At 49.4% G+C, this 26,402-nt stretch carries 21 protein-coding genes and 1 pseudogene; 9 read left to right on the top strand and 13 right to left on the bottom strand.

From position 1 onward, the window contains the following. Nucleotides 1-146 precede the first annotated feature (146 nt). Nucleotides 147-461 carry an ArsR/SmtB family transcription factor gene (locus KU854_RS21030; protein WP_218360292.1) on the bottom strand — a complete coding sequence of 105 codons (315 nt, stop codon included), beginning with the start codon at nucleotides 459-461 and terminating at the stop codon, nucleotides 147-149. A 106-nt stretch (nucleotides 462-567) separates the two neighbouring features. Between KU854_RS21030 and KU854_RS21025 the strand changes: the two genes are divergently transcribed. Further along, the gene (locus KU854_RS21025; protein WP_218360291.1) at nucleotides 568-1,476 is read left to right on the top strand and encodes a permease; all 909 of its coding nucleotides are present in this window, start codon (nucleotides 568-570) and stop codon (nucleotides 1,474-1,476) included. 860 nt (nucleotides 1,477-2,336) lie between these two features. Beyond that, nucleotides 2,337-2,666: a MaoP family protein gene (locus tag KU854_RS21020; RefSeq protein WP_218360290.1), complete on the top strand. Its 330-nt coding sequence runs from the start codon at nucleotides 2,337-2,339 to the stop codon at nucleotides 2,664-2,666. Nucleotides 2,667-2,793: 127 nt separating this feature from the next. On the opposite strand, the gene KU854_RS21015 is transcribed toward KU854_RS21020, so the two are convergent. Both KU854_RS21015 and KU854_RS21010 read right to left on the bottom strand, forming a co-directional pair. Then, nucleotides 2,794-4,257 (bottom strand): lactate dehydrogenase, encoded by a 1,464-nt coding sequence (locus KU854_RS21015; protein WP_218360289.1) that lies wholly within the window; start codon nucleotides 4,255-4,257, stop codon nucleotides 2,794-2,796. Between the two features lie 88 nt (nucleotides 4,258-4,345). After that, on the bottom strand, nucleotides 4,346-4,516 hold the full coding sequence (locus KU854_RS21010; RefSeq protein ID WP_218360288.1) for a XapX domain-containing protein: 171 nt from the start codon (nucleotides 4,514-4,516) through the stop codon (nucleotides 4,346-4,348). A 565-nt stretch (nucleotides 4,517-5,081) separates the two neighbouring features. Between KU854_RS21010 and KU854_RS21005 the strand changes: the two genes are divergently transcribed. Further along, the gene (locus KU854_RS21005) at nucleotides 5,082-7,262 is read left to right on the top strand and encodes a hypothetical protein (RefSeq protein WP_218360287.1); all 2,181 of its coding nucleotides are present in this window, start codon (nucleotides 5,082-5,084) and stop codon (nucleotides 7,260-7,262) included. A gap of 78 nt (nucleotides 7,263-7,340) precedes the next feature. Here the strand turns inward: KU854_RS21005 and KU854_RS21000 are convergent, their stop codons facing one another. The 3 genes from KU854_RS21000 to KU854_RS20990 all read right to left on the bottom strand — a co-directional run bounded on the left by KU854_RS21000 (nucleotide 7,341) and on the right by KU854_RS20990 (nucleotide 11,645). Then, on the bottom strand, nucleotides 7,341-9,542 hold the full coding sequence (locus tag KU854_RS21000; protein ID WP_218360286.1) for an immunoglobulin-like domain-containing protein: 2,202 nt from the start codon (nucleotides 9,540-9,542) through the stop codon (nucleotides 7,341-7,343). 458 nt (nucleotides 9,543-10,000) lie between these two features. Further along, nucleotides 10,001-10,891, bottom strand: a complete 891-nt coding sequence (locus KU854_RS20995; RefSeq protein ID WP_218360285.1) for an aspartoacylase — start codon at nucleotides 10,889-10,891, stop codon at nucleotides 10,001-10,003. A 97-nt stretch (nucleotides 10,892-10,988) separates the two neighbouring features. Then, a complete protein-coding gene (locus KU854_RS20990; RefSeq protein WP_218360284.1) occupies nucleotides 10,989-11,645 on the bottom strand; it encodes a pyridoxamine 5'-phosphate oxidase family protein in 657 nt (218 codons plus the stop codon). Nucleotides 11,646-11,727: 82 nt separating this feature from the next. Here KU854_RS20990 and pdxR point away from each other — a divergent pair. Continuing rightward, nucleotides 11,728-13,221 (top strand): annotated as a pseudogene (gene pdxR, locus KU854_RS25080) (MocR-like pyridoxine biosynthesis transcription factor PdxR). Between the two features lies 1 nt (nucleotide 13,222). Here the strand turns inward: pdxR and KU854_RS20980 are convergent. Then, nucleotides 13,223-13,882, bottom strand: a complete 660-nt coding sequence (locus KU854_RS20980) for a pentapeptide repeat-containing protein (protein WP_218360283.1) — start codon at nucleotides 13,880-13,882, stop codon at nucleotides 13,223-13,225. A 688-nt stretch (nucleotides 13,883-14,570) separates the two neighbouring features. Here KU854_RS20980 and KU854_RS20975 point away from each other — a divergent pair. Further along, nucleotides 14,571-15,926 carry a sigma 54-interacting transcriptional regulator gene (locus tag KU854_RS20975; protein ID WP_218360282.1) on the top strand — a complete coding sequence of 452 codons (1,356 nt, stop codon included), beginning with the start codon at nucleotides 14,571-14,573 and terminating at the stop codon, nucleotides 15,924-15,926. 220 nt (nucleotides 15,927-16,146) lie between these two features. Then, a complete protein-coding gene (locus tag KU854_RS20970; RefSeq protein WP_255555667.1) occupies nucleotides 16,147-16,455 on the top strand; it encodes a hypothetical protein in 309 nt (102 codons plus the stop codon). Between the two features lie 58 nt (nucleotides 16,456-16,513). Here the strand turns inward: KU854_RS20970 and KU854_RS20965 are convergent, their stop codons facing one another. The 4 genes from KU854_RS20965 to KU854_RS20950 form a co-directional block, all read right to left on the bottom strand. Beyond that, nucleotides 16,514-16,924 (bottom strand): response regulator, encoded by a 411-nt coding sequence (locus KU854_RS20965; RefSeq protein WP_218360280.1) that lies wholly within the window; start codon nucleotides 16,922-16,924, stop codon nucleotides 16,514-16,516. A gap of 109 nt (nucleotides 16,925-17,033) precedes the next feature. Next, nucleotides 17,034-18,251: a glycosyltransferase family 4 protein gene (locus tag KU854_RS20960; protein ID WP_218360279.1), complete on the bottom strand. Its 1,218-nt coding sequence runs from the start codon at nucleotides 18,249-18,251 to the stop codon at nucleotides 17,034-17,036. Nucleotides 18,252-18,431: 180 nt separating this feature from the next. Next, nucleotides 18,432-20,279, bottom strand: a complete 1,848-nt coding sequence (locus KU854_RS20955; RefSeq protein ID WP_218360278.1) for a GGDEF domain-containing protein — start codon at nucleotides 20,277-20,279, stop codon at nucleotides 18,432-18,434. A 678-nt stretch (nucleotides 20,280-20,957) separates the two neighbouring features. Then, nucleotides 20,958-21,122: a hypothetical protein gene (locus tag KU854_RS20950; RefSeq protein ID WP_218360277.1), complete on the bottom strand. Its 165-nt coding sequence runs from the start codon at nucleotides 21,120-21,122 to the stop codon at nucleotides 20,958-20,960. A gap of 356 nt (nucleotides 21,123-21,478) precedes the next feature. Between KU854_RS20950 and KU854_RS20945 the strand changes: the two genes are divergently transcribed. From KU854_RS20945 to KU854_RS20935, 3 genes are all read left to right on the top strand, one after another. Beyond that, entirely contained in the window at nucleotides 21,479-21,826 is a 348-nt protein-coding gene (locus KU854_RS20945; RefSeq protein ID WP_054780128.1) for a hypothetical protein, read from the top strand. 487 nt (nucleotides 21,827-22,313) lie between these two features. Continuing rightward, nucleotides 22,314-22,682, top strand: coding sequence for an NADH:ubiquinone oxidoreductase (locus tag KU854_RS20940; protein WP_218360276.1), 369 nt, complete (start codon nucleotides 22,314-22,316; stop codon nucleotides 22,680-22,682). A gap of 122 nt (nucleotides 22,683-22,804) precedes the next feature. Then, nucleotides 22,805-24,319 carry a GGDEF domain-containing protein gene (locus tag KU854_RS20935; protein ID WP_218360275.1) on the top strand — a complete coding sequence of 505 codons (1,515 nt, stop codon included), beginning with the start codon at nucleotides 22,805-22,807 and terminating at the stop codon, nucleotides 24,317-24,319. Between the two features lie 3 nt (nucleotides 24,320-24,322). Here KU854_RS20935 and KU854_RS20930 read toward each other — a convergent pair whose 3' ends face one another. Together KU854_RS20930 and KU854_RS20925 are read right to left on the bottom strand one after the other, a co-directional pair. Then, nucleotides 24,323-24,913 carry a DUF6151 family protein gene (locus KU854_RS20930; RefSeq protein WP_218360274.1) on the bottom strand — a complete coding sequence of 197 codons (591 nt, stop codon included), beginning with the start codon at nucleotides 24,911-24,913 and terminating at the stop codon, nucleotides 24,323-24,325. Between the two features lie 68 nt (nucleotides 24,914-24,981). Beyond that, nucleotides 24,982-26,121 (bottom strand): GNAT family N-acetyltransferase, encoded by a 1,140-nt coding sequence (locus KU854_RS20925; RefSeq protein ID WP_218360273.1) that lies wholly within the window; start codon nucleotides 26,119-26,121, stop codon nucleotides 24,982-24,984. Nucleotides 26,122-26,402: the final 281 nt, after the last annotated feature.

Raw genomic sequence — 26,402 nt, 5'->3', positions numbered from 1 at the left:
GAGGAGGCGATACATCATGTGTTGCCCATTAAGCGAGAAGATCGAATATACCCGAGAGCCGTGAAGCCTAAGGCAAAGAAATACCCCAATAAAAAGAAAGCCAGTCAGCTTAACTGACTGGCATTAGGGCGATCGCCCTGCTTTTATTACCCTTGGATCTCCGTCCCATCAAGTGATTCATCGGCGCAGCATTCTTCCTGCAAAAACGCCAGCACCCCGTTCAATTGCTCATAGTTCGGGACGCAATATAGCGTACGCCCCTCTCGCCGCTGCTTAATCAGGTTGGCAGACATCAAACTGGAAAGGTGATGGGAAAGGGTTGAACCCGGTATGCTCAACTCTTCTTGTACTTCTCCAACGGCAATACCGGCGTATCCGCTTTTGACCAACCGCTTGAAAATAGCCAAACGGGTAGGGTGCCCCAACTCTTTCAAGGCTTTAGCGACAGTTTCGAGTTCCATTGTGTCTTCCGGTTGAGAATAATATTTCGATAATAACAGAAATATCTTGCATGAGTGAAAGTGTGAATCTATATTTCGAATATTCTAGAAATATAGAGGTTGTAAAATGAACACAGACACACTCCAGTCCACGTTGGGTATGTTTTTCTTTTTGGCGGCGGAGATCACTGTGCTGTTTTTGGTGATCAGCTACCTGGTTGGGGTATTGCAGCTCTATGTGCCGCCTGAAAAAATACGGAGCATCCTCAGTAGCAAGAATGGCAAGGGCTATGTGATGGCAGCGTTTCTTGGTGCGATCACCCCGTTCTGCTCCTGTTCGACTATTCCGTTTCTCAAAGGTCTTATCAGAGCGCAGGCAGGTTTTGGCACCATGATGGTGTTTCTGTTTGCCAGCCCCCTGTTAAACCCAATGATTATTGGGCTGTTCGCTTTAACCTTTGGCACACAAGTCACCGCCTACTACTTTGGTTCTGCGCTGTTTATTTCGATCGCTGCAGGCTATCTGCTGGAGAAGGCAGGGTTTGAAAAGTATCTCAGGCCGATTGCCCATGAAGAGCCGGCTAAAAGTTGCTGTGGGACAACCTGTGGGGCTAAGACAACGCTGGAAAGCAAGTGGGTAAAAATCTGGCGCGGTGTCTGGCAAGACTACAAATCGGCGATGCCATATATCCTAATTGGCGTGGCGGTGGGCTCAGTGATTTACGGTGCAATGCCTGCAGAATGGATTGCGTCATTTGCCGGGCAGGAAAACCCATTTGCCGTTCCAATGGCCGCCGTTGTTGGGATTCCGTTGTATATTCGCGCAGAGGCTGTGATTTTGTTAAGCGCCCCTTTATTGGCAAAAGGAATGGCTGTTGGCACTGTGATGGCCCTTGTCATTGGCAGCGCAGGCGCCAGTATCACAGAGGTAATTATGCTCAAGTCGATGTTTAGAAACCCACTGATACTGTCGTTCCTTGTGGTGGTGTTGGGGATGGCAATCGCGACGGGGTATAGCTACAACCTCTTCTTCTAACAGCAACCAAACCACCAGATACAAAAAAGCCAGCGTTTATCGCTGGCTTATGTCATCAATCGAACGGGAATTCGGTTTGAGATGTGCGACTAGGTCGCGACTTACGACGCCCTTTCTTTCCTCGCTGGGCATGATCGTCGTATTCATCATGAAATTTAGAATGAAATTTCACTTTTCTATTAGTGTCGTCTTTCAGCCACTGTTCCCATTTGGCCATTATATTTAACCCTGTTCATTTACATTACTTCAGTCGGCGTATCCGTGCGCTACGCTTGCCGCATTTCCGGTCACGTCATGTGTCTCTATGAATATAGCCGACGTAATGTGATTTATTGATGAAAGTTCGTTTGCACTCTGATGACGGCAGTGCTAGCCAAGCATAAATCTTGTGCATCAAATAAATACAACGAAAAAATTCGCGCTGTTTGATTAAAAAAAATGATTGTCACGAGTAGAAAGTTGAGCTCTGTCGCATCCTACTGCCAACTCGATGGCATGAGGTTGTCGATCGGAGCTGCAGGCCCCTGTTTCTGTGACCTTCGACACAGGAGTGAGATTTTCTAACTGAAGCCAAATGTCGATAATTTGGGCAGTCAGACGCAAAAAAAGATTCACAGAATGATGTTTTTCACATTATTACAACGAGTTGCTACCTGATGACTCGACCAATGAATAAGTGTCGGCTACCTTACCTATAAATTTTAGTGAATATCTGGTGTAAAGAACTCGACAGAATACGAAATCACCGCTATAAACCGCATTAAGAATTAATTTTCTTAATCGTCAGATCAACAATATTTTGCTTTACACCTTAATGGTTTAATGAAGAATATTGCGCAAATTTGTTAAGGAGCTAAATAATGTTTAGTGGTCAAAAGTTTTTTGATGACAAGCATTTTCCAAAAGGTTTCGCCCGATCCGGCTATTTCACTATTAAGGAAGCGCAACTTTTGGAAACCTGTGGTCGTACAATGAAAGCATTGTTCGAAGGTACGATGGTTCCACAGGACGAAGAACAGCAGAAGTTTGTCGACGAAGTGAACGGTCGTCGTGCTGCAGACTCACAATATGCGCTTTGCTGGTTGAAATACCTTAAAGAAATCAATCACAAGCACGTAGTTTACAACCTGTGTTCTACCTCTCGTAGTGGCGCAGTGGAAGACTACTCAGAAGCAGAAGCTGACGAGTAATCGGAATTGCCTATGCTGGAAAAGCGAGCGTTTAGCTCGCTTTTTTTGTATCTGTCGTTCAGAAATCATTTTCTTAGACGCTAAAAAAGGGCGCATTTGCGCCCTGAAATATTAAGTCCTCAAATAATTACGCCAATAAATTGGCCAATGTATAGGGGTGTCTAGCCAATCCCAGAGACTGTGCTGGGGTGTAACCCTGGCTGTTTTGGCGGCAAAGGTTATGCCACGCACGGTAGATATCCAGCAACGGCAGCAAGCCACCGGGGCGCAAACGCCTTCTCGGTTCGTCAATTAATGAGCGGAACTGGAGATGGAACCGGTTCTGGTACTCGTCCATTTCATGGGTTGTTGCGTGTTGCAGCCAGTGCGCTTCATTGCCGGTATCGCGCCCCAGATGGGAGATCGCTTTACTGGCTTCGCCTTTGGTGCTGAATGCCCAACGGTCACGCCACCAACTCAACAGCATAATATCGATGTTTTCCGGTGAATCCTGCTCTTTCCATGATGGCGACTGCACAACATAAACGGGATGGCACAGCCGGTCACCCAACCTGTCTTTAAAAATACTGATAATGGCTGAACGCAGCAGAGTCTCTTGCGGCAGGTAAAGCGTGACTGTTTGCCAGGATTCAGTCAGTTCTTTAAGACGCAGGTACTGTGCATAGGCGGCGTATTGCGGCCGGATCAAACACCCTTTGGATGGATAGTCGATGTTTACCGGGCGAGTGTAAGGATCTTCCACGTTGCTTCGGGAAAGGATTTCCTTGTATTTGGCATTTACCTGACCGAGCAGATCTTTAGGCTGGTGGAGATGGGGTTCTGCCGCGTAAGGGAAACTGTCCGGGACGAGACGCGCCTCTGCCTGATATGCATCAGCGGTGTTTTCAGGGGCTTCTTCGTCGGCCGAGTAGTTGATGCTTTGCAGCAACACATACCCGTGACCTGCATGTCCGGTTGCCAGCCAAAATACACCGTTGCTACTTTGGGGCTGCAGCGCACGTATTGAAGACGCCAGTGGCTGTTCTTTACACATTTGCAGGTAACGGGCATCGACACTGGCGAGTTTATTGCGGCAGCGGGCAGCGATCTGATCCAGATGATCGTAAAACGTTTTGGGATTTATGCTGAGTTTACGGCAGATCTCGCGGACCGGATGGCCGGTAAACAACAACCCTAACAGACGTTGCTGTATTTCACTTTTCGGGTTGCTGCTCGACCATTTATCAACAAAGGTTGATTGGCAGTGTTTGCAGCGATAGCGCTGCCGCTCACCGCTGTATCCGAAGGCATGATAATACTCACGGTTGGTAAGAACCGGACGACCTTGCGCTACACAGCCTTCTGTATGGCAGGCGGCAAGGTTGCCGGTGTCTTGCTGCTTTAGACGGTTGAGTTCTATCAGCACCTCTTGGTTATTAAGGAGAGGAGGAAAAGCGCCACACTCTCGGCATACCAAACCGGGACGGGACGGATCAGAGTCTTGAAGCAGGTAGTGCTTCGCATCACTCAATCCAAAGTTTCGACACGCCAATGTTTTACAAAAGTTGAGTTGTAATCCATCTGCCGCCGGCGGTAGCTTCCCTGTAGACACCAATCCTCCTCGGAATTTTCACGTCAAATTTAGAAAGTCGAATTCAATGCCGTTTTCAGCAAGAAAGGGCAAATAAAAGAAAAAGGGCCTATGAGAAGAACTTTTCAACCACTAACTGATAAGCCTGTCCGCCAATATAGATACCTACAATCCCCATGATGCCCGAGATAACTGGCGGTGCGGGGAGTGGGAGTTTAATGGCGCTGAAGACAAAGCCCACCAACACGCCAGCAAAAACTGCTAAAAGTACTTCACTCATCGATTTACCCTCTGTGTTTGCATCAGTCGCAGCAATTTTTCGTTGTTGGTATGTCATTGCTGTCAATGTTTTCGGAACCAGTCTATGTAACCTGCAACATGCAACTGCCGATCGGGATCACATTCATCACCATTTCGTTTCACAATTGAACTAGTGATTACCAAATATGTTGAAAGGGTGATTTTAATCACTTAATGGTGCGCTACTCAATGGTTGTATAAAAATACCCACTCAAACTATAAGTGTATGAAGTGTAATGTGAGTTTCCGGTTTTTCGGCGAAATCATGACTTAATGATTCCAATAAAAACAAGATGTTACGGAGGCTGTTCGGATAGTGTCTAGTGTTATCTTCGTCACAATTATCACCCAATAGTGACTATGCTTTACGTGTGACTCAAATGTGAGACAGCACAGAAAGTGTGTTAGTGAGGTGTTTATGACGATTCGGATGATATCGGTACTCGTGTTACTTGGTGCGATTTGGGGATGTTCAGATAACGGTAGCAGTGCGACTACCTCGACTAGCAGCTTGCAACTGCCCCAACAATTGGAGGTCGTGACCAATGAAACTGAATAAGGTTATCGCGGCTGTATCGGTTCTTACGAGCGTCGGCATCGCCCAGGCTGCATTTAACGACGCAGGCACTGACTATACCAATGCACCCCAGAAACGTTATGTGTGGAACGAAGCGTTACAACCCATTGAACTGGTAAACAGCATCCTTTGTTTTACTGCGCAGTTTAATACCACGGAATTTGCCAATCAGGGGCCATATCTGGTGCTGGCTGACGAAGGAGCCTGTTTTGATGATACGGATGATGGCTCTACCGGACAGTCAGCCGGGGCGGCAAACACGGTTTCTTATGTGACCGCAGTTGCGGATGTCACCCGCGAATCTACAAGCAGCCCGTTGATTGTGAATGTATGGCTGCCTGAAATGGGGGGCGGAGATGGCGAGCAGGCGATTAAGTTCAAGGCGGTGATCTCCGAAGGCGCCAGCGATACCAATCCATTTGGCCAGTTTCAGTTCAACTTCGAGTTTTTCGACAACTTTGACAATTTAACGCCAAGGGGTGGCGGTGAAGTGATAACCCTGGACTCGGTGCCGGGTTCGATCGGGTTTACCCTCTACGAGTCCAGCTCCAATGGTTCCAATTCCTACACCCAAAGCGCCAGCGTGGTCATGGATGCAGACCGTAGCAACGGGATTGCCCTGACAGCGTCGGATGAAAGCGGTGCGTATGCTCTGGCATTCAACGCTGACAATGTGTTGGTGCAAAACGCCAGCAGCTTTGGTTCATTGCCTTACAAATCCGGCAACAACAGTGGTACCTGCCTTAGCCGTACCCAATTTAACAATGACGTACATCGTTATGATCTCTTTAATAAAACCACCGGCGCTGCGGTTTCAGTAAACAGCGGATTCCCTATCAAATATGCCAGCCAGAACAACGGCAACTATGACAGCTTTGGTTACATCGGCTATTGGGGGTTGTGGACGGAAGTCGACAATGCGGTGACCAACGGTGAAACGGTTGTGCGCAGTGATGATGGGGTGACAATTCCGTATACCGTGATTAAAGCACCGGGAAGGTTGGTCAAAAATTCGGTGAAGACATTGGCGCTCGCCAATGCCCGCGGTATCGCGTTTTCCTACTGGGACGATGCGCTGTTCAGCGACGGCACCTTTGACCAGTGGGTGGTCAAATACCTCACAGCTGCTGCCGACAGTGTCGGGCAGGACGGATTCTATAAAACCGGCAAGCTGACTTGGGGAAATAATGGGCCGACAGTCGCGGTTTATGGACCAACCCTGATTTCGCTCAGCACTAACGAGTCCCTGTACATGTATTCCGAGCAGTTGGGTGGGGAAGTGAAGTATTTAGAGGGGAAAACCTCTCTGACCTACTATGAGCAGAAATTCATTAACGGCAGTGAAACCGGAGCGGGGGAGGAACTCAACGGCGGCTCATTGACTCTCTACTGTTACGATAATTGCCCGCTGGGAACGCTGGATGCCGGTGAGCTGACAAGCTGGAGTGGTGCTGGCAGTCCGTTTGAAAGCGGATCCGGTCCACACCAGTTTACCTTTAGTGTTTCGGGCGGGAATGCGCTGACCCTGGTGAGCGTGAACAGCTCAGAACCGGTGCAGTTTAACGGTTCACTGACTTCGTCCAGTCTCAACAACTCTCCCTGGAGTTGGGGGGTGAGGTCTGGCCCTATGGTGACGTCAACAGTCAGCAATGCCTATGACATCTACGACCCTACCATTGTGACGGAATACTATGTTTGGGAGACAGGGCTGTCGTCCTGGAACCAGCTAACTGCGGTAAAAGACGGTAATGGCGACATACTGAGCTTTGATAAGCCGTTGCAATTTACCTACACCCATACCAACGCCAATGATAGATCAGGTAGTGCGGGTGCATTTGCAGGGCAGACCTATTTGGTCAATTACGGCGGAAATGGGGATTTATGGGGACTTCCTTATGTGCAAACTGGGAACCGCTATGCCCCTGAGTTTTCCATTGCTGATGGTGTGGTGATGGGAGGATCTTCGCAGTATGTAATAAAGGCGCGGGAAATCGAGCAGACAATGCAAAGCGCAAGTGGGCAGTGCACCTCTCTGACTTTGTCTGATCCCTCAGTACCGGTACCGACTTCAGTCAGCGGCGATGCAGATATCGGTGATATGCCGGTCATAGACGGTGACCCGTCGGTTATTGCCGGTGTAACGCAGTAACCGCGCAATACCGTAAAAAACAAAAGCGCCGCAAACTGAACTGCGGCGCTTTGTCGTTAATGGTTTCTAAACCGGGGATTAGAGTTGATCCCAGGCATCTGACCAGTACAGGCTGTCGCCCGGAGCGTAAGAAACGCTCGAACACCAGCCAGTGTAAGGCCATGGTTTACATTCATAAACGTTGCCGTCAGCTCCGGTAACTCGGTCACCTGCCGCGTAGTTGGTACCGGCTACAAATGCTGGGTATTCGCCACCTGGAGGTGGGGTCACGGAGCCTGTCTTCACGGTGAATGCTGCATTCTGGGACAGGATTTTGCCGTCTTCAGTCTGCGCTGTTGCCAGCACAGAGTATGCACCTTGCTCGACGCCGCTCAGTGCCAGAGACAGATTTACTGTGCCATCCACCATCACCTGCGCTTCACCGCCAGCGACAACCGATGCGCCTGCAACGGAAACATCTACCGTCATGGCTTCATTGGTTTTCAATGTCAGGTCAACCGTAATGGAACCGTCGTTGGTGGTGTAGCTTGGGTTCACACCAGACAGGCTCAGGGTTGGCGTTGGAATGCCCGGGCCTGTGTCACCACAGTCACTGTCACCAACCACGCGCCAAACGCCCCATTCACCGGTAGTGCCTGGCTCGTCACCACGGGTCCACCATTCTGCGCGCCATTGTTTGCCAGCATGGTTCACGATGTCGCCGCCGTTATAGGTTGCGTCTGCGCTCCAAGCATTGGCACAGGTGCTGCCATGGGTTACAGATACGCGGCGCTCAACAGAGACAGTCTGGAAAGCGCTGTCTGAAACGGTGTACGTCAGCGTGTAGTTGCCAACCAGACCGGTGTTTACGATACCGTCGACAACAATGCTGTTTGTCAGCACGCCATCTTCTGCGTCAGTGGCTGTAACACCTGCCAGTGGATCAAAAGCTGTGCCGACTTTCACGCTTGTATTTTCAACGCCGCTGAATACCGGTTTCTGGCTGTACACGTCCACTTTACGTGGGGCTTTGGTTTCGTTGCCATCAGAGTCGATGACACTGTAAACCAGCACGGTTTCACCCAGCACAGAGGTATCAACGCTGCCTTCAACGGTAATGTTGTAGGTCAGATCCTGATCTTCTTTATCGAATGCTGTGATGCCGGCCAGTGCATCAAAGTTGGAGCGATGCAGTACACGTACATCGTTCACGCCACTGAATACAGGCTTGCCTTCTGATGGTGGTGGTGGCGTTTGTCCGTGAACGAACGGGCCGTAATCTTTGATGAACTGCTCATTGTATTGGCTGCCAGCTGCGTTGGTACCCATGTCCCAGTTAACAGACCAGGTCATGACACCACGGAGTGGCTGGCCTTGGTCACGCAATTGACCGAACGCTGCGTACAGCTTGTTCGGGTCCTGCACAAAACCGGTTGCTGCGGCATCGATGTTGGTTGGAATACCAAACACCAGTTTGTCGTGTGGGATCTTATGGAAACCGCGGGTTCCGTTCGCCAGCGAATCAGAGATGTAGTAAATGAATTCCTGCTTCAGGTTGTCGTTGTTTTGGGCAATCCAGCCCACACTGTCAACGTAAACCCCGTCACCGCCCTGGTTGTAGAACTGTGGGTTGATCCAGTCGTAGTAACCTTCCAGCGAGGTGATGTATGGCACATACTTTCCGCCTTGGGTCAGGTACGGGAACTCTGGCGCCATGGTGATCAGGAAGTTTTTGCCCTGCGCTTTATAGTGGTCTTTTACGATACGCAGTGCCGCCGGAATAACGGTTTGGTTGTCTGCTGCGGTAACTGCTGCTTGCTCCAGGTCGATATCCAGACCGTCAAAGCCATAAAGATCGGTCACGCGGATAATTTCATCAGCAAATGCCTGTTCGTCACCGGCTTTCATTTCCACGTGCGCGTCAGCGCCGCCCAAAGCGATCAGTACTGCGCGTCCCTGACGGTTCAGTTCGCTGATTTGGTCAGTGAATGCCTGCTCCGAAAGGCCGACTGCTGGGTCGAGACGGAAAGTCGGAATGCGGCCTTCTGCGGTATCGAAAACCTTCATGAAGGAGACGTTAACCACGTTGTACATTGGGTTGACTTCTTCCAAGGTGACACACGGTGCGTTACCGCCTTTATAGCCGCCGCCGTCACACCAGTTGTGCCAGTAACCGACCACAACACCCGCTTGAGGGTTGACCATATCGTCACCGCTGGTTGGCGCAACAGCGGCCTGAGAAGTAAAGCTCGACAACCCCAGGAAAAGGGCAGCGCAAATTGCATTTGGCTTGAAAGTCATGGCCGTCATATTCCTTAATAAATGATGTAAAAAAAGTTCTGCACCCAATCTAAAGAAGACAGTCATATTTGGTCGATTGGGTATCAGCGCTAAATTAACTGAATGCGTGACGCTGGGATAAGCGAAATAGACATCCAGGTTACCGACATGGAAGTGCGATCACGGAGAACTCATGTCTTTTTAGCGGATATACAAATTGCTTGAAGGTAACTCACTGAAATTTTGGAGGATTGTAGAGTCGTTTTTGTGTTTGAATATCAGCGTGCGGACTGCGATTTGTCAGGAAATTGTCAGCGCTTGCAATATGGGGTAATAATCTGGACAGGGTGCCGATTAATTTGTTTTCTGGTTTTAAAATGAGAGATTCATTATCACCGCCGCCTGATATGCCTATTCAACTGGCATTAAAAAAGCGCCATTAAAATTGGCGCTTAATAATTGATAGGTTGATTCCAGATTTATTTAATAACCTGAATGTCTACCTTCTTACCCAGTGACATCGCGAGGTTGTTGTCATAGTAGGCGGCCTCATTAATAAAATGCGGATACGCCTCATAGTCGCCCTGCCAAAGGATTTCAGTACCATCGAACAGGGTATAAATCGGGTCGCCTTTTATCAGAGGTTTGAAGTCGGCGTCCTGCACATTTTTATGCACCATGCCGATTCGTTCACCGTTCTCGTCTTCCGGCAACTTCAAGGTTTCAACATAGCGATAGGCACTGACGGTGTCAGGCAGTGGTGGCACGTCGCCGTTGTTATAGAGTTCAACGAAGTCAAGAATGTGCAGGGTCATGGTTTCCATCCATTCCAACACATCCTGGCGAACCACGGATTGGGACTGGGGACCGACTTCAATAATGATGCCTTGCTCGGCAATGGAGCAGAGGAAGTAGTGCTCCTCCATGGAGCAGTGATCCTCAAACAGGATGACCGCGTTGTCCATACGCTCCGCCACATAAGCAGCCAACTGGGTGTTGAAAGCATCATTTTTCAGCAAGATAAGGGTTGGGCCCATATTGCTGGTGGTGTTGTGTAAATCGATGACAAGATCGGTTCGTGCGTCGCCTTTTGGCCCCAATTGTAGGTTTATCGCTTTGGCGCGACTTTGCTCGTAGTTGGCCAGTTCCGGGTTAGCCAAATCGGCCGGAACGAATTGACGGTTAAGATCGCAGTCCAGATAGCGTTTGTTGTCGCGGAATGCATTTGGGTTGGCAAACAGGGTTTCCGTTTCGAAAGACGGACGGGAAATGGTACCCAAAGACTGTTCCCATTTTTTTAGAAGATAAATCCCACTGAATTCGTTGCCATGGGTGCCGCCTACAATGGCCACACGATTGAAAGTGCTCATCCTTGTCCTCTCCTGAAGGTCGAAAAATCAATATATCAGGGAGGCAGGCATTCCCCAAGTGCTTCAAACGACTTGGGGTTTGCATATTTACTCAAGGTTATTCATACCAACGGCCAGGGTAGGCCGCTGAATAATCAGGTGCATTTTCTACCTGGTTATCCGCCGTGGGTTCAAGCGGGCCGACCACAGTACGAAATGGCATGATCCCGGCCCATACGGGTAAATCCATGTCTTCCTTGTCATCATTGACACCATGTCGACCAATTTTGACTGAGGTTTCCGTCAGTGGTATGCGGAGCACTTCGGTGGCAGTCAGCTCTTTTTCATTGCTGGGTCTGGCTTCGGCACCTCTTCCGGGGGCAATCTGCTCAAGAAATGCATCCAACACTTCAAACTTTGTCGCGTTGCCTTCCACGGTCTCAAACTGTCCAAATACCATGGCGCAGCGGTAGTGGGCGCTATGGTGAAAGGCAGAGCGTGCCAATACCCAGGCGTCGAAAATCGTGAAGGTCAGGCAACAGGGCTCACCTTTTTTAAGGTGACGGATGAGCTGGCTGTTCCTGGCGCCGTGGATGTAGACACTATCGCCAACCCGCCACGCCAGCATGGGGATCACTGTTGGGCCACGGTGATCGCTGAACGCCACATGGGCAATTTTTACCTCGTCGATGATGGCATGCAGTGCTGCGCTATCTTCGACGGCTTTGTGGGCGGCTTTCTTGAGTGTTGTTCTATTGGTTGCACCGGGTTCCATCGCGTTGTCCTTCTGTTTGCTTCCCTGAATAACTTGCAATTTAGGGGAGAAGTGGCACCTTAGATAGAACCAATTTAGATAAATGGATGGATCCAAAATGCAGCCAATCGATATCGGGGATCTTGAGCTGGATGGACGACACAGCACAAAGCAGCAAGCCTTGTATGAAGCGGTTCAAGCCAAGATATTGAGCGGTCAGTGGCCGAGAAACGGCAAGCTCCCGGCATCCCGGCAGATGGCGACGGAACTGGGTATTTCCCGTAATACCGTCACGGCGGTGTATGACCAGTTAAGAGCCGAAGGTTATATAGACAGCCGCCCCGGTGCAGGATTTTTTATTCAGGTGTCGACGCCGGATAAGTACCTGCAGGCGGCGCCGAAAGCCTTGGCTGGAAGCCGACAAGCGCCCGCTAATTCAGAAGCGGTTTCAAGCGACGACACCCAGACAATTGTTGAGCGTAACCGCCCGTTTTCTACCGGCGTGCCGGATTTGGTCAACTTTCCCTATAAAAAATGGGCGAGGGCAATGCAGGAGCAGTTTCAGCGCCCGTTGATTTCAGGACAAAACACCACACAGGGCAGTGCTGCTTTGCGAATGGCGTTGAGCGACTATCTCTCATCCAGCCGGTCGGTCTCCGCGCCACCTCACCGTATTATTCTGACATTGGGTGCACAGCAGGCGCTTTACATTGCTATGCAGGCGCTGTTGAAACAGGACGACGAAGTGATGACGGAACTGCCCGGCTATGTGTAGATGCATAAAGTGCTCAGGCAAAGTGGCGCGGTCATAAAACACATGGCGGTCAGCCCAGGTACGGGCACAGATATTGACGCTTTGGCACATTTTCACGGTAAGGCGCTCTATCTTACGCCCAGTAACCACTACCCCATGGGAACCAGTATTGATACACATTGCCGTATGCAGTGTATTGAGTGGGCTTCAAAAAATGATCGCTGGATCATTGAAGACGACTATGACAGTGAATTCCAGTTTGCCAGCCGGCCATATCCCTCCCTTCAAGGGCTGGCGACGACATTGCATGGTGACGATGCGCGTGTCATTTATATCGGCACTTTCAGCAAAGCCTTCCTGCCTGCGGTGCGCGTAGGCTACATGGTAGTGCCCGAATCTCTGGTTGATGACTGTCTTGCGTTGAAATACACCATAGGTGGTGATACGTCGCCCTATGTGGAAGAGGCATTGGCCGCGTTTATTGCGGAAGGTCATTACCTGCGTCATATCCGCAAAATGCGTCATCTCTATCAGCAAAAACACCGCTTGTTTGTCGAATTACTGGAAAAACAGCTGGGTAACAGGGTCTGCGTTATCAGCCAACCGGCAGGGCTGCATGTTACTTTCAGCTGGAAACATGGCCCGCTGGCGGAAGATGTCCAGCGGCGACTGGCACAGGTGGGTATCTCAATCCGCACGCTGGGTTACTATTTCAACCCGGCAGACAACTCAGCGATGCCGACATGGATGACGCGCGCACTGGTGGCGGGATTTGGCAACAGCTCGCTGGAAGATATCGAAAACGGCGTGGCAAAAATCGCGGCGGCACTGTCCGCCGCCTAGCTTAATCGACCAGCTCTATTCCCAGGCTTTCCAGCAATGCCAGTGCCTCGAAGCGGGAAAATTTGGCATCGGTAACTTTGTTCTCCAGCACATTGATGTTGAATGCTGTGGAGTCAGTCAGGTCGGCTTCATTCAGATTGGTGCGCTGGAACAGGGCATTGGTGAAATCACAGCCTGTCATGACAGACTCCGTCAAATCACTCTCACGAAAATCTGCGTCATGCAGTTTGCAGTCCGCAACTTTCAGGCCATGCAGGGTCAGCCCAAAGAAACTGTTGTCATTCATGATGCAGCGTTTGAATGTCAGCTCAGCATCGCGCCGGTAAACGGGCCAGTCTGCCTGAGTCCAGTCACTGCCAACCAGCTTGCAGTCGACAAACTCAAGCTCTGAGAGGCGGGAATAGTGCCATTTTACCAGGCTGAGGTTGCATTGTTCGAAGGTACAGTTGAGAAACTTACAGTTGCGGAAAACGGCTTCTGATAACTGGCAATGACGAAACAGGCACTCCTCAAATTCAATGTCGCCGAACGACATGCCGGAAATATCAACGTCTGAAAATACGTCGTCGTAATACTGTGTCTGCTCAGCCAAATTCACGTCATGCTTCCTGTCTGATGGTGGCGGAAATCTATTAAAACCTGCCACGTTTATCAATTCCATGCGTTTGAACATTTCCCGGTAGATTGGCGGTTTATCGCGCTGTTATTTGCCTAAAAGTGCGCGATTTATCCTTACATTTTACGCTGCCAATTTGGCATAAGCATTGGTATTCAGGGATCGTCAACATTTAAAATCAGAGAATGTGCCTACAAAATAAGAATTATTGAGATTTCCTTCTTTCGCCGGACAAAGAGAATCAGCTCCCCTGCTAGAGTGATCGTCGAGTGAAGAAAAACCTTACGCTTGTGCAAACGATTTACGCCAGTTCTGTAAAAGTATGCACAACGCCACCGACAACTAAAATCAAGGCGTTGAATAGCCGCCGATTTTTCCATGTACTCAAATACGTGTCAGCTACAAGGTATTTCCCTGATTTGAGAGTCTGGTAATACACAGCAAGGTTTTGAGCAGGGTATGGACCCCCGTTTTAGTGATGTTGAAACGCTGTGTTTTAGAAAGTGAATACCCATGTGGCTTTAAAAGATCCTGACAGGTAACTCGCTAGGTAAGGGCGAAATATTCGGTGTCCATCCCGGCAACTTAGATTTAGACAGTCAGGTCTGCAACGCCTAAAGGCAACAAACACGATTTCCATTCGTGTTGCATCCGCACTCGTGCCGCGTTGTTCGCGGGCACAAAGGCCGAAGGCAAGTTCACTACACGATGTTTACAGTCAGAGGAAAGATCCATGGTTGAAGTCCAACAACACGCAGCATCACGACGCCAAGATGCTGTGCTGATCATATCGGATGATGCAGATGCCCAAATACGGGTAAGCCGGGCGCTGGGGGACGAAACAGCAATTGTTACGGCGCAGGCACAAGGCATATCCAATACTCTCCACCAGTTACTGACCACGGTTGCGGTGATTGCCGAATGCAATGCCGTGACGCTGGCAGTCCTCAAAGACATTCTTTCATATTCCCCGCGAACCAAAGTTATTGTTGTTGTGGATAGTGAAAACAATGGCGATGCCGTGTTGGCGCTGGAAGCGGGGGCGACAGATATCATCGAGCGTCCTTACAGTGACGATCTGTTAAGGATGATGGTCAAGCGGGCGCAGCACATTGCTTCGCTGGAAAGTGAAGTGGAAAGGCTCAGAACCTATGAGCGTCAGCAACATGCGATATTGGGCGGAAGTGCCCCAATGGTTCAGTTACTCCGTATGGTGGACAGGGTTGCCAGTACCGACGTTAACACTTTGGTTTACGGAGAAAGCGGCACCGGTAAAGCCCTGATGGCAAGGGCTATCCATGATCGCAGCACCCGTAGCAACAAACCTTTTATTACGTTGAACTGTGCGTCTTTGCCTGAAGATATGCTGGATGCTGAACTGTTCGGGATTGAGCGCGGCAACTTCGATTCCCGCCAAATCAAAATCGGTAAAATTGAAGCGGCCCATGGTGGAACTCTGTTTCTGGATGAGATCGGCGATATGCCCCTCTCCATTCAGGCGAAAGTACTGCGTTTTTTCCAGGAGCGCGTTGTCGATCGTATCGCTGGAGAGCGTTCCATTCCCGTTGATGTCAAAGTAGTGGCGGCGACGTATCACGATTTGGGTGCGCGGGTGTCAGAGAAAAAGTTCCGGGATGACCTGCTCCACCACGTTGGTGAAGTGACAATCAATATCCCTCCTCTCAGGGACAGGGGCGATGATGTGTTGCTGCTTGCAAAAACCTTCTTGCTGCAATTCAACCAAACCATGAACCGCAAAATCAACGGCTTTTCAGACGACGCCGTTAACGCGTTGATGACTTATGCCTGGCCGGGCAATGTGAGAGAGCTGCAGAACAAAGTGAAATCAGCGGTGATCATGGCGGACGGCACGCAAATCTCAGCGGCGGATCTGGCTTTGACCAAAGAGCATCAAAAAGACAGCGGGTTACCACTGAACCTGAGGCAGGTGAGAGAGGAAGCTGAGCGCAATGCTGTTACCCGGGCGCTTGCGCGGGCAGAGGGCAATATGTCGCAGTCTGCCAACTTGCTGGGAATTTCCCGCCCGACGCTCTACACACTGATCGAAAAATACTCATTGCAGCGGTAACGAGGAGCGCTAGTTTGCTTCATGTTTGAGACTAGTGGTCAATTGACCATTTACTTAATAAGGTTTTTTGGCAGCAGCATATAGAGTTAATTTGTGAATCAATATTACGCATGCCGGGGCAATATTCTCAGGTCTCCATCAGGGAGTTTGGGTTTCCATAGTCAGGCAAAATAAATACATCATCAGCCTTATGTAGTATGGTCAGGTGGCACAGATGAGAATGAATGAACTGATTGATAATAATCTGGTTTTAAGGGCAGAAGTCGACGTTAAGCTTGCCAGCAATTTTTCCCTTGAGTTATGCAGTTACGAATCCGGCGATCAGCTGGTTATTTTTAGCCCCAACACTGGCGATGTCATGCTCTGCGACAGTGCTGCCAGCGTTTTTCTCTCACTGTTGGAAAAGAAATTGCCCTTGGGTGCCGCGCTTTCCGCGCTTTCAGTGTGCGAGCCTGAATATGCCAAGCGTCTCTTGCATGAGTTGGAGCGTATGGAAATTATTCACCTTGCAGGGATACGCTGGCAATAGCCGCAAACGTGGGCGTTTGTTTTGGTGGGAAGAGAATAATGCTGCGAAGTACAAACGTTTAGAGTTGTTGCTTGTCAGCTTCGCCCCTTTCTGCCGCTAGTTTCTGCTGGCGTTCAATACGTTGAATTTGCTTATGCAGGGTAACGCCGTTAAATGGCTTTACGACAAAGCCGTTTACGCCGTAGCGGATAAGTTCTTTTACCCTGTCTTTATCCTGCTCACAGGAAACGATCAGTACGGGCATGGTTTTGAGTTTGTTGTCTGCCCGGATTTCCTTAAGCAACTCTCTTCCGTCCATTTTCGGCATATTCAGGTCGGTAATGAGTAAATCATACCGGCTTCGCTGCATCATCTGTAATGCCTGCCAACCGTTGGTTGCCTCTTCCAACTCCAAATAGCCGATGCTTCTCAGCAGGTTAAGCATGACGTGGCGCATCGAAGTCATATCGTCCACGACCAAAATTTTCATCGGAATAAGACATCCTGTCTGTTAATTAGATATCCAAAATATAGCCAGAAATTCTCGTATATGAGATGAAAGGGCAGCAAATTTATGTGTGTTTACCACCAAAGTCGAATCAGGGCTTAAAGCGGGTAGGGGATGGCGGGTAACGGGTTACTGAGGTAGGCATTCTTGGTGGAATGCGGTGTTCGAGGAGTTGGTAGAGCTTCTCATACCGCGCCTGATGCTCGGCGTGGTGGTAGCGCTCCAGCACATAGCTGCGCGAAGCTTGTCCGAGGCGAATACGTTTTCTGGCATCAGAATAAAGGGTGAGCATTTGATACTGGAACAGGTGAGAGCCGTTATCAGTTAGCCAAAACAGCGGATGGTTGTCATCTTTTAGCGAATCACCGGCACGTCCCGAGATCACTGGCAGCCCCATCGACATGGCTTCCAGTAAAGCAAACGAGGGCTGCGTTCCGTCATCCAGGGTGACGATGGCATCAAGCAGGTGGAAAAAGCGTTCACTTTCAGCGTGATGATTACAAAAACGTGCCTGATTGTCGCTGACATCGTGTTGCTCGAGAAAGCGGCGGTAAAATGACAGGTAGGGGCTGTTCCCTATGATCAGCAGCAATGCCTGTGCAGAAAACGCCGTTGAGTGTTTCAGCGCGGCAACATACTCTGCTAAAAACTGCTCAACCGCCTCCTTCCCTATGCCAGTGACGGGCAAACCGATAACAAAACGGTTCGCGGGCACCGGCAAAGTGCCGATAAAAGCAGTCTGGTTCCTGAGGCTGACATCCTGCAGCGGCGGGCGGTGCGTTTTGATGTCTATACCTGCACGTACACGTTTGATTTTACTCTCTTCAATACCTGCATTTGTCTTGAGCCAGGCCTCCTGCGCTTTATCCGAAGCAATGACAAAATCGCAGGAGTGTTTGAAGATCTTGTGTGACCACACCCGCCCCTTGCGGGCTAACCAATTCGCGGCACCGTTACCTTGTCCAGCGATATGCAGTCTGAGCGGGATGCCGGCCCGGTGAGCAAGCCACTGGACAGGCAGGGTCTGGTCGCCATAAGTCTGGCAGACATCAGGACGGATGGCGCGAAGTGCCTGATGGCAGGTTCGGATTTTGTTCAGAAGAGAGCCGTCAAGCGCCAACTCCAGACAACTGGTGTGGTGCGGCAGGCGCAGGGGGGGCTTTTTCGCCTTGTGCAAAACGATAAGGGTATGTTCGTAATGAGGTGAAGGGAATTGTCGGATGTTGGCAAATACCTGCTCATTCTGTGCCACATCACCAAGGGATACCACCACATGGCAGATATGCCTCGGCGGCCTGACTGACAACATACAAAACCCCATGCAGATGCAAAACTTCGTTGGTTAATCTTCGCATAGAAGAAATCGCCGGGGTTTCCGATTTCAGAGACAAACCGGGAAAAACTTAGGGAAGGAATTCATGGGCGTGGAAGACGCTGTTACCGGCACGGGAAAGCGCCGGTAATATCTCCAGGACGTTTGGAATAGGTATCAGAATACGTCTTCGGGAGCAGCGTTGTATTGTTTTAGCTCAGCGCGGTTGCGACCGCCACGTTTGGCTTTATAGAGGGACTGGTCAGCGAATTCCAGTAGTTGGTTTGGCTGGGTTAAACCGTCTGGCTCGCACACCACACCGCCAATACTGATGGTGACAATACCACTGTTCTGGCTGCCTTGGTGGGGAATACATAGGTCGCGCACGGATTGGCAAAGCTGCCAGGTAACCTCCTGTGCCAGCGCCAAATTGCTTTTCGGCAACAACAGTGCGAACTCTTCTCCGCCAAAACGCGCCAGCGGTGCATTGAACTGACGGGCGACATTGGCCATTGCACGCGCCACATACTTCAGTACTTTGTCACCTTGAAGGTGTCCGTAGATATCGTTGTAGGCTTTGAAATGGTCGATATCCACCATCATGACAGTCAGTGAATCACCTTCTTCGACGGCTTGATAAAGGGCATTGCTGAGTTGACGGCTGAAAGGACGTCGGTTCAACAGGCGCGTCAGTTCATCGGTTTCCGCTTCCAGACGCAGGCGCTCGTTTGCCATGATCAGCTCTTCCTGCAACTCTGTCATCGCCTGATGGTCGCGCTCGCGGATGGTCAATTCGCTGAGCATGGTCGCGTAGCGTTTAAGGAGCAGGCTCTTATTCTCATTCCACTGCAGGGATTGGTTGTTACGGGTGACCGCCAACAGGCCAAAGCTCTTGCGCCCGTCAGACAGTGGGAACATAGCTAGGCTGTGAATGCCCATTTCTTTCAGGAAGTGTGGCTCGATAATCGCGTTTTCATTGGCTGTATTCAAATCCAGCAGCGCCACTTCCTGCGCTTCCATCAACCAGCGTTTCACCAGATACATGTCGCTGATGTCGATGGTCGGCTCGTCACTGTTTTCCGGATAAGAGACGCGGTAGAGAACCTTTTCCTGATCGAGAGACAGCCAGAAAATGTGGTCAGCTTCGAACAGCTTTGCCAACTCCGGCATACACAGGCGAACATCAAACTCGACGCTGGCTTTGTGTCCTTTGATCAGGCGAAGTGACAACGCGGCCAGCAGTTTATTGGAGCGGTTTTGCCATTCCAGTTCCTTGGCACGTAGTGAGACCTCTTCCGCCAACAAGGATTTGTGTTGCTTCAGCGTGCGCTCTTTGAGTTTGTTATGGACACAATCAGCTCGGATCCGCATATACAGCTCTTGAATCGAGCGCGCGACCTGTCCAATTTCATCCTTGCTGTTGGTCAGCTCATCCGGAATCGCGAATTTGCTGACTTTGTTCAGGTCAATACGATCGACACTGTCAACCAAATCAGAAATCCGGCGGGTAAACGTCTTTTTAAGCAGTAGCAGAATAAGCAGTGCGACCAGAATGGCTTCGGTCAGGAAGAACAGCGCAGAAGGAATCGCACTTTCAAGTGCCGTCATTTCAACGGACGTGTAGTCCAGGTATACCTCTAACGTACCGAGCGTTTCACCTTGGGATGTCAGAGATTGTGTGATGATTCGCTCAGCGCGCCGCGGAAGGGTGATGTTATCAGCCCATAGGTGCGAATTGCCTTCATAGGTGAGGTGCACATTGCTGATATGGGGCATACCCGCCAGACTTTTCAACTGACGAACCATCAGGGACAGATCATCATGTTGAATCGCGTGCACCAGGTTATCGCTGGCCGCGTCGATACGTTTTTCCAGCGACTGGGTCGTCCATCTTACGGTATTGGCGTAGTTGACACCCAATTGCATGCAGACTGACACCCCAGCGAAGAGCAAACTAACGCCAAGAACCAGTACAGAAAGCTTGGTTTGTAGTCGATGACCGGATTGAAGAAAACGTTTCAGCATGCAAGGCTCATTATCATTCTGGTGCTGTCTTGTTGTTGGTTTTCTGGCGACAGCACACCGCAGTTTTAGGGATATAGCGAAATCGCCATTTTCATGTTCCAGTAAATTGACTGGCTTTCCCTCTGCCTGCGTCAAAAATCCGTGCCTCTGGGGCTTTTCACATCATGTGAACCGGTCTTTCTTGGCCGCACGTTATTGCTTTGAGTGCTGTTCTAAGTCCGCCACCTCCGTCTTATTGTTATATTTTTTAGACGGTTAGCGTTCTTTTTTCAGCGGTTCTTCGCGTCAAACTGGCTGTGTAGGGGGGCCTGTTATTGAGGTATAAGCAAATTCTAGGCCGAGAGCTAATTTATAGTGTGCAGTGTACCGCAAAAAAATCAGAGTAATGGTTCATAAAGTAACCACTTAGGTGTAATTTGCACCGTTCGGTTAGAAAGGCAGCAACTCCGTGGTGAATGTTATCAAAGCGTAGTGTTCACCGGATTGATTAGTGGGTTTTCTGTTGAAAATTAATATACCTAAACAACCTGAAGACGCGGTATTCAGCGAGCAACTCCTGGTCGTTTGGGTAAATCCCCAAACAAGGGGAAATTGTCAGTTTTCTGGGGATATAGCCGAGGCAGGGTATTGTGCCGGGATAAGAGCGGTATCAACGCATTATCAAAAAAAGGTCAAGGGTCAATTTTCTTTGCTGACGCAAATGCGGTGGTCGCCGATGGTTGTTTCCTTACCCACTTCAAGGCATGCATCGAAATAGGTGAACTTTTGGTACTCGATGCCCAATAAAAATGCGCCGATCACCAGCACGACGACGATAACCCATCGGAAAAGCTGCAATTTCATGTAAACTGCCTGACCTTTAAAAATGAAGGTGCGATATTCACGCAAACCCAAAGTGTTGAACCCATTGATACCCGCTGAATGCGAGCATATTCAGGTTGTTTGGATATAAGTAAAAACGCATCTAACGCTTGGGTCAAATACTGAACCTTTGGATAGCGACAAAATAATATTCTGGCGAACGCCTATATGTTTGTGATTGCATACTTCCACTTAGACCGGGATTGCTAAAAAAGAAAGCACTGAATGCAGTAAAAACAATCATTTATTTGTATTTGTTTTTTGTGGCGGCGCTGAAAACTGCCTCTATACTGAAAGCTGTATGCATCGTGTTTTCACATCGAAGAAGAGTAACGACATTGAAAACGATTAAACGACTCCGCAAGTTCTTCCCTCTCGACTTTTATGGCGAAGACAGAGGCTGGCGGTTTGTCATCAGAGCGTACAATGCCACAGAAGTGTTTGATGCCTTAATGTGGCGCTCTTATCTCTCTGTACGCAGACAAGACTTTAATCTGCTCCATTTGGCCATTGAAACCTTCCAGTATGAAAGTGACTATTCAGAAGGGCGGTTTGCGGAAGTTGCTGGCTCTCACGGCACACTGATGCGCGTCAAAATGTTGGGGCCAGTGGTTGAAGTTGAAGCATTGAATAAAGCGTATTTAGAGAAAAAGCTGCTTGCTGACAACCTTTGTTCTGTTGCCTGAAATTCAATGAAAAGAAAAGCCGGAGCGTGACGCCCCGGCTTTTTTGTGTCCGGCCCCCGGTTTTTCTACCCCTTCCTGAAAGTGCATTGTGAGCCCCACCTTTTATCCCCATGATTCAACCCAATGCGCCATTACTCAGGGCGAATCTGGATTGCTGGTGGGGATTTGATGACATGGGTGATTTGGGAAAAGACGGAAAATACGTGCCAGCGTTAAAAAATATGATTTCCATTGAATAATTTGCACGCACATTCGTAACAAAATGTTTCCATTTGTAATCATATAACAGGAAATTAACACCGCTGGAATCAGGTAAGTTACGGGATTCATGATAAAATCGGCACAATAAACCCATGAATTAACGATTTAATGTTTTCAAATTGTTAAATTATCGTGTTTAGCACTCGCCAATGAATTGTGCAAAAATAGCTCCATTAGAGCAATTAATGCTCGTAACGTTGGTTTAACCTTAGTTAATGAGGTAGAAATGGCCTTTTTCGTGGTTGTTTTTCTTTCTGTTGTTGGTGGCATCCTGGCGGGTGATCATTTCCATTCCTACATGGTTGGATTTTCATTGGCAACGGTTGCTGTTGGTTGTTGTTACTGGCTGAGCTTCCGCCACACAAAATACCCACAGCTCGCACTGCTACTGCTGATCTCTGGCTTTGCAGTAAAACTCGGCATCACTGTATTTGGTGTGATGTGGAGTATGGAACGTGAATTGATTACATCGCCGTTTGTGTTTGCGCTGTCGTATCTGTTCTTTTCCATTGCATCTACTTACGCATACTTCAAATACCGCGAGTTTTGGAACAAACGCATTGATGCGGTAAAAGCACGCCTTCAGGTGAGCTGATAGAAAACCCTTCCAGATTTTTTACAAAGGCGGCATATGCCGCCTTTGTCGTCTTTCACGCCGACCTCGCCAGTCTCAACTACAATACATAGTGACTGTAAATTCGTATACGAGTGGCGGCAATGTCTCACAGATTTCTCAATATTATTCTGGCGATACTTTGCGTATCGGTGCTTGCTATTTCTGTTCTGGTCAATGTGTGGCAGGCGGACTACGTTAAGAAGCTCAATGAAGAGTGGAACCGCAAATCGCTGGAGAGTGTTAAGGTCGCGTTGGATTTGGCGGCGCTAGAGCGCTCTTTCGGTTATGTCGGTTTTATCCACCATTTCAAAAACTATGTTCTGAGAAGAAAAGAAACGGACTTTATCGATGCCACGGCCGCCTATTGGGAAGCAAACAACGCGTTGCTGAACCTACTGGTGGCAGAGCTCGATGATAAGGACATGAAGCAGATCCTTGTGGTGCAGGAAACACTCAACGAATACTTCCGTAACCTTAACAGGGCGAAACTGGAATTCTACAACTTGCCGGTACTGGAACTTGACGCCCTAGTGAAGGTGGATGACAGATCCGCACGCGAAGCACTAATCTCACTGAGAAAAAACCTGCTCCCCAGCATAGAAGGTCAATATTTCGACACCAGCTTCAGCAACCGTAGTAACGGGCTGTTGATGGCAGTTGGCAGCTCCTATCCCGCATTCATCATCATCGCGTTTGCTTTGGCAATTTCTATTATTACCCGCAGACTGTTCAAGCGCGCCAATGAGGTCAACGTGTTGTTTGATGCATCGCCAGATGCGTTTATCTATAGCGATCCTAAGGGCAGGATCCTTCGCACCAACAAAACCGTTTCTTCCATCTTTGGTTATAACCAGACTGAACTGAGAAATATGACCGTCGAAGATCTGATTGAAGACGGGTTAAAGAGCAAACACCAACAGCTGCGTAAAAATTTTATCAAAACACGCGGCTCCCGCTTGATGCTGAGTGACAACACTGAAATCCGCGGCGTGACCAAAGCGGGTGGGCTGGTGCCTTTGAGTATCGCGATCACCACCACCAAAGAGGGTGTGATTGCCATTGTCCGGGATATCTCCCAGTACAAACGGCTGCAGACGGAATCTACCCATGATGGTTTGACCAAACTACTTAACCACAAGGCCATTAAAGAGCGTCTGGATGAAGAGGTGAAACGCGCCAAGCGCTATAACCGCCAGCTTTCGGTGTTGCTGATAGATTTGGACCACTTTAAAGCGCTGAACGATTCAGAAGGCCATGCTGCCGGGGATCAGGGACTGTTGATGGCTGCTGAACACCTCAATGCTGAATTACGCAAACATGACCATATAGGGCGCTGGGGTGGTGACGAGTTTCTTGTGGTATGTCCGGAGTTGGGTATCGAGGATTCGCTGGAACTGGCTGACCGCATCCGTCGACGGTTTGCCAGCTTGCCGTTCCCTTGGCCTCAGCAACTGACCATGAGCATTGGAATCTCGTCCCTAGTTGTTTCTTCTGGCTATTCTTCATCACAGAATATGTTTGAAGAAGCAGACGGTGCCTTGTACCTCGCAAAAGAACTAGGGCGAAACCGTCATGAGCACTACATCAACACCAAGCGTCCACGCCGGGTAAAATAGCCTTTACTGCCTGGCGCTGTTATCAGGGTTTAAGGTGGGATCCGGGGCAACTACCGCTTTGCCGTCATCCCTGAAAAATGGTGTGGGCAGATTGGCGCCTTTCAGCTTGTTCTTGAGCACAAAGCCCAACACGATAACCAAAGACTTGAGGGAAAACTTCGGGTGCGGGTGTGTTGGCGGCTGCCCTTTGGCATAAGTCCCCATGACATAGCAGCGCACAGGCCCAAGTGCCGCTTCTTTGTCGTTGCCATGGATAATGTGGCTTGGAATGCCGGCAAAGGGCATTTTCCGGCTCACCGTATTGGCAATCGGGGTACGACAGCAGGATGAATAAAAGCGGAATATACCGCCGGGTTTGACTCTGACACAGCGCAGCTTGTCGCCGCCTTTCAGGAAAGTAATACTCGCGGGCGTTACCTGAAAGATATCCGTGCCACCCCACTCATCCAGCCATTTATCTTCATCGCCCAAATAAGCAGCATAAGCCTGGCAGTCATCGCAGTAGCAGACCATGTGATTGCCTGTGTGTGGAGAAGCATTTGTCAGCGAGCCTTCTACCTGACCGCATTCGCATCGAAAAGTGAGGTTTGTCATGCGCCTTTCCCTCAAAAGTGGGCTGACGTTATCTTTTAAGCGTAGCGTCGGTTAATGTTTCCCGGGGCTTAGATTTGTTTGAAAGGAAGATGATTCAGGGCGTCAGCATGGTATTGCTCAATCAGGGAATGCTCGCGCATTAGGTAGTCGGCAATGGCCTGATGAAAGCCTTGATGGCGCAACAGGTGGGCAGAGTAAGTAAAAACGGGCTCAAACCCACGCAACAGTTTGTGTTCGCCCTGTGCGCCCGCATCAAACTTTGCAATTCGGTGGTGGATGCAATACTCAATGCCCTGATAGTAACAAAGTTCAAAATGCAGCTTTTCGTATTCTCCTAGACAACCCCAGAACCGCCCGAACAGGGTCTCTTTCGAACGGAAATAGAGCGATCCCGCCACATATTGTCCGTTGTCTTTAGCGAGAATGAGTACCAGCTGCGCGTTTTGTTTCGCGAGGGAGAGGAAGAAATCCCGGTTGAGGTATCCCAAGTGGCCAGAACGCTTCAGGTAAGTTCGCTGATAAAACTTGTACATAAGGGCAAGGTGTTCGGAAGTCACCGCTTTACCTTCAAGAACCTCAACCTGCAGGGATTGCTGCTCAATACACACCCGCTCTTTTCTGAGCGTTTTGCGCTTTCGCGCTGTCAGCGTGGCAAGGAAATCATCGAATGATGCGTAGCCACGGTTAAACCAGTGAAACTGCACCGCGCGGCGTTCCAGAAAACTATGCTTTGTAAGAGGTCGCATACCTGTTTTGTCCGGAAACAAAACGTGGGCACCGGAACAATCCAGTTGCGCAGCCAGGGATTGAAGCCCCCCGATTAGATAATCCGTGACCGCTTCGACATGGTCTGTATCCCTGACCAGCAGGCGTGGGCCCGTTGCCGGGGTAAAGGGTATGGCGCAAACCAGCTTGGGGTAATAATCCAGATCAGCATCTTCGTAGGCTTCTGCCCAAGACCAGTCAAACACGTATTCGCCGTAAGGGTGGAGTTTGAGAAAGCAGGGTGCTGCCCCCAACAGCGTTTCGCCATCAAATACCGCCAGATATTGGGGAAGCCAGCCACTTTTGCCTCCCACGGCGCCGCTTTGTTCCAAAGCATGCAAAAACGCATACCGGACAAACGGGTTATCGTCCGGCAGCAGGGCATTCCAGGCGGGCTCGCCTAATTCTTCAATGGTTGCCACCACGCGGCATTCCAGCGTCATTGCTGATCTTCCCCAATCCGTTTGTCTGTCTGGGTATATAGTGGCTGACCATAGGTAAAGATCAACCTGCAAAGCGTGGGGAATACATCAAGAGGAAGCAGCGCAATCCACTCATCAGTGATTTGAGCGAGGTTGAATACTCCGTGATCGAAACCTAAACCAATCGAATGTTTCAGAGTTTAACTTTGGCGAGATTAAATACTGGAATAAGAATCTTTATTGGTTTTTTGCTGTTGCTGAAAGCAAATATTATGGCATAAGATTTCATTAACAATCTGCTA

The sequence above is a fragment of the Enterovibrio paralichthyis genome (assembly GCF_019209835.1).
GTDB classification, from domain to species: Bacteria; Pseudomonadota; Gammaproteobacteria; order Enterobacterales; family Vibrionaceae; genus Enterovibrio; species Enterovibrio paralichthyis.
This window is presented reverse-complemented; position numbering and strand designations above follow the sequence as displayed.

Coding starts and splice junctions, on each gene's coding strand:
- KU854_RS20940 (WP_218360276.1), top strand. CDS start 22,314: ATGGCCTTTTTCGTGGTTGTTTTTCTTTCTGTTGTTGGTGGCATCCTG.
- KU854_RS21020 (WP_218360290.1), top strand. CDS start 2,337: ATGTTTAGTGGTCAAAAGTTTTTTGATGACAAGCATTTTCCAAAAGGT.
- KU854_RS21010 (WP_218360288.1), bottom strand. CDS start 4,516: ATGAGTGAAGTACTTTTAGCAGTTTTTGCTGGCGTGTTGGTGGGCTTT.
- KU854_RS21005 (WP_218360287.1), top strand. CDS start 5,082: ATGAAACTGAATAAGGTTATCGCGGCTGTATCGGTTCTTACGAGCGTC.
- KU854_RS21025 (WP_218360291.1), top strand. CDS start 568: ATGAACACAGACACACTCCAGTCCACGTTGGGTATGTTTTTCTTTTTG.
- KU854_RS20930 (WP_218360274.1), bottom strand. CDS start 24,913: ATGACAAACCTCACTTTTCGATGCGAATGCGGTCAGGTAGAAGGCTCG.
- KU854_RS21000 (WP_218360286.1), bottom strand. CDS start 9,542: ATGACTTTCAAGCCAAATGCAATTTGCGCTGCCCTTTTCCTGGGGTTG.
- KU854_RS20925 (WP_218360273.1), bottom strand. CDS start 26,121: ATGACGCTGGAATGCCGCGTGGTGGCAACCATTGAAGAATTAGGCGAG.
- KU854_RS20995 (WP_218360285.1), bottom strand. CDS start 10,891: ATGAGCACTTTCAATCGTGTGGCCATTGTAGGCGGCACCCATGGCAAC.
- KU854_RS20965 (WP_218360280.1), bottom strand. CDS start 16,924: ATGAAAATTTTGGTCGTGGACGATATGACTTCGATGCGCCACGTCATG.
- KU854_RS20990 (WP_218360284.1), bottom strand. CDS start 11,645: ATGGAACCCGGTGCAACCAATAGAACAACACTCAAGAAAGCCGCCCAC.
- KU854_RS20955 (WP_218360278.1), bottom strand. CDS start 20,279: ATGCTGAAACGTTTTCTTCAATCCGGTCATCGACTACAAACCAAGCTT.
- KU854_RS21030 (WP_218360292.1), bottom strand. CDS start 461: ATGGAACTCGAAACTGTCGCTAAAGCCTTGAAAGAGTTGGGGCACCCT.
- KU854_RS20960 (WP_218360279.1), bottom strand. CDS start 18,251: ATGTTGTCAGTCAGGCCGCCGAGGCATATCTGCCATGTGGTGGTATCC.
- KU854_RS20950 (WP_218360277.1), bottom strand. CDS start 21,122: ATGAAATTGCAGCTTTTCCGATGGGTTATCGTCGTCGTGCTGGTGATC.
- KU854_RS20970 (WP_255555667.1), top strand. CDS start 16,147: ATGAATGAACTGATTGATAATAATCTGGTTTTAAGGGCAGAAGTCGAC.
- KU854_RS20975 (WP_218360282.1), top strand. CDS start 14,571: ATGGTTGAAGTCCAACAACACGCAGCATCACGACGCCAAGATGCTGTG.
- KU854_RS20980 (WP_218360283.1), bottom strand. CDS start 13,882: ATGGAATTGATAAACGTGGCAGGTTTTAATAGATTTCCGCCACCATCA.
- KU854_RS20935 (WP_218360275.1), top strand. CDS start 22,805: ATGTCTCACAGATTTCTCAATATTATTCTGGCGATACTTTGCGTATCG.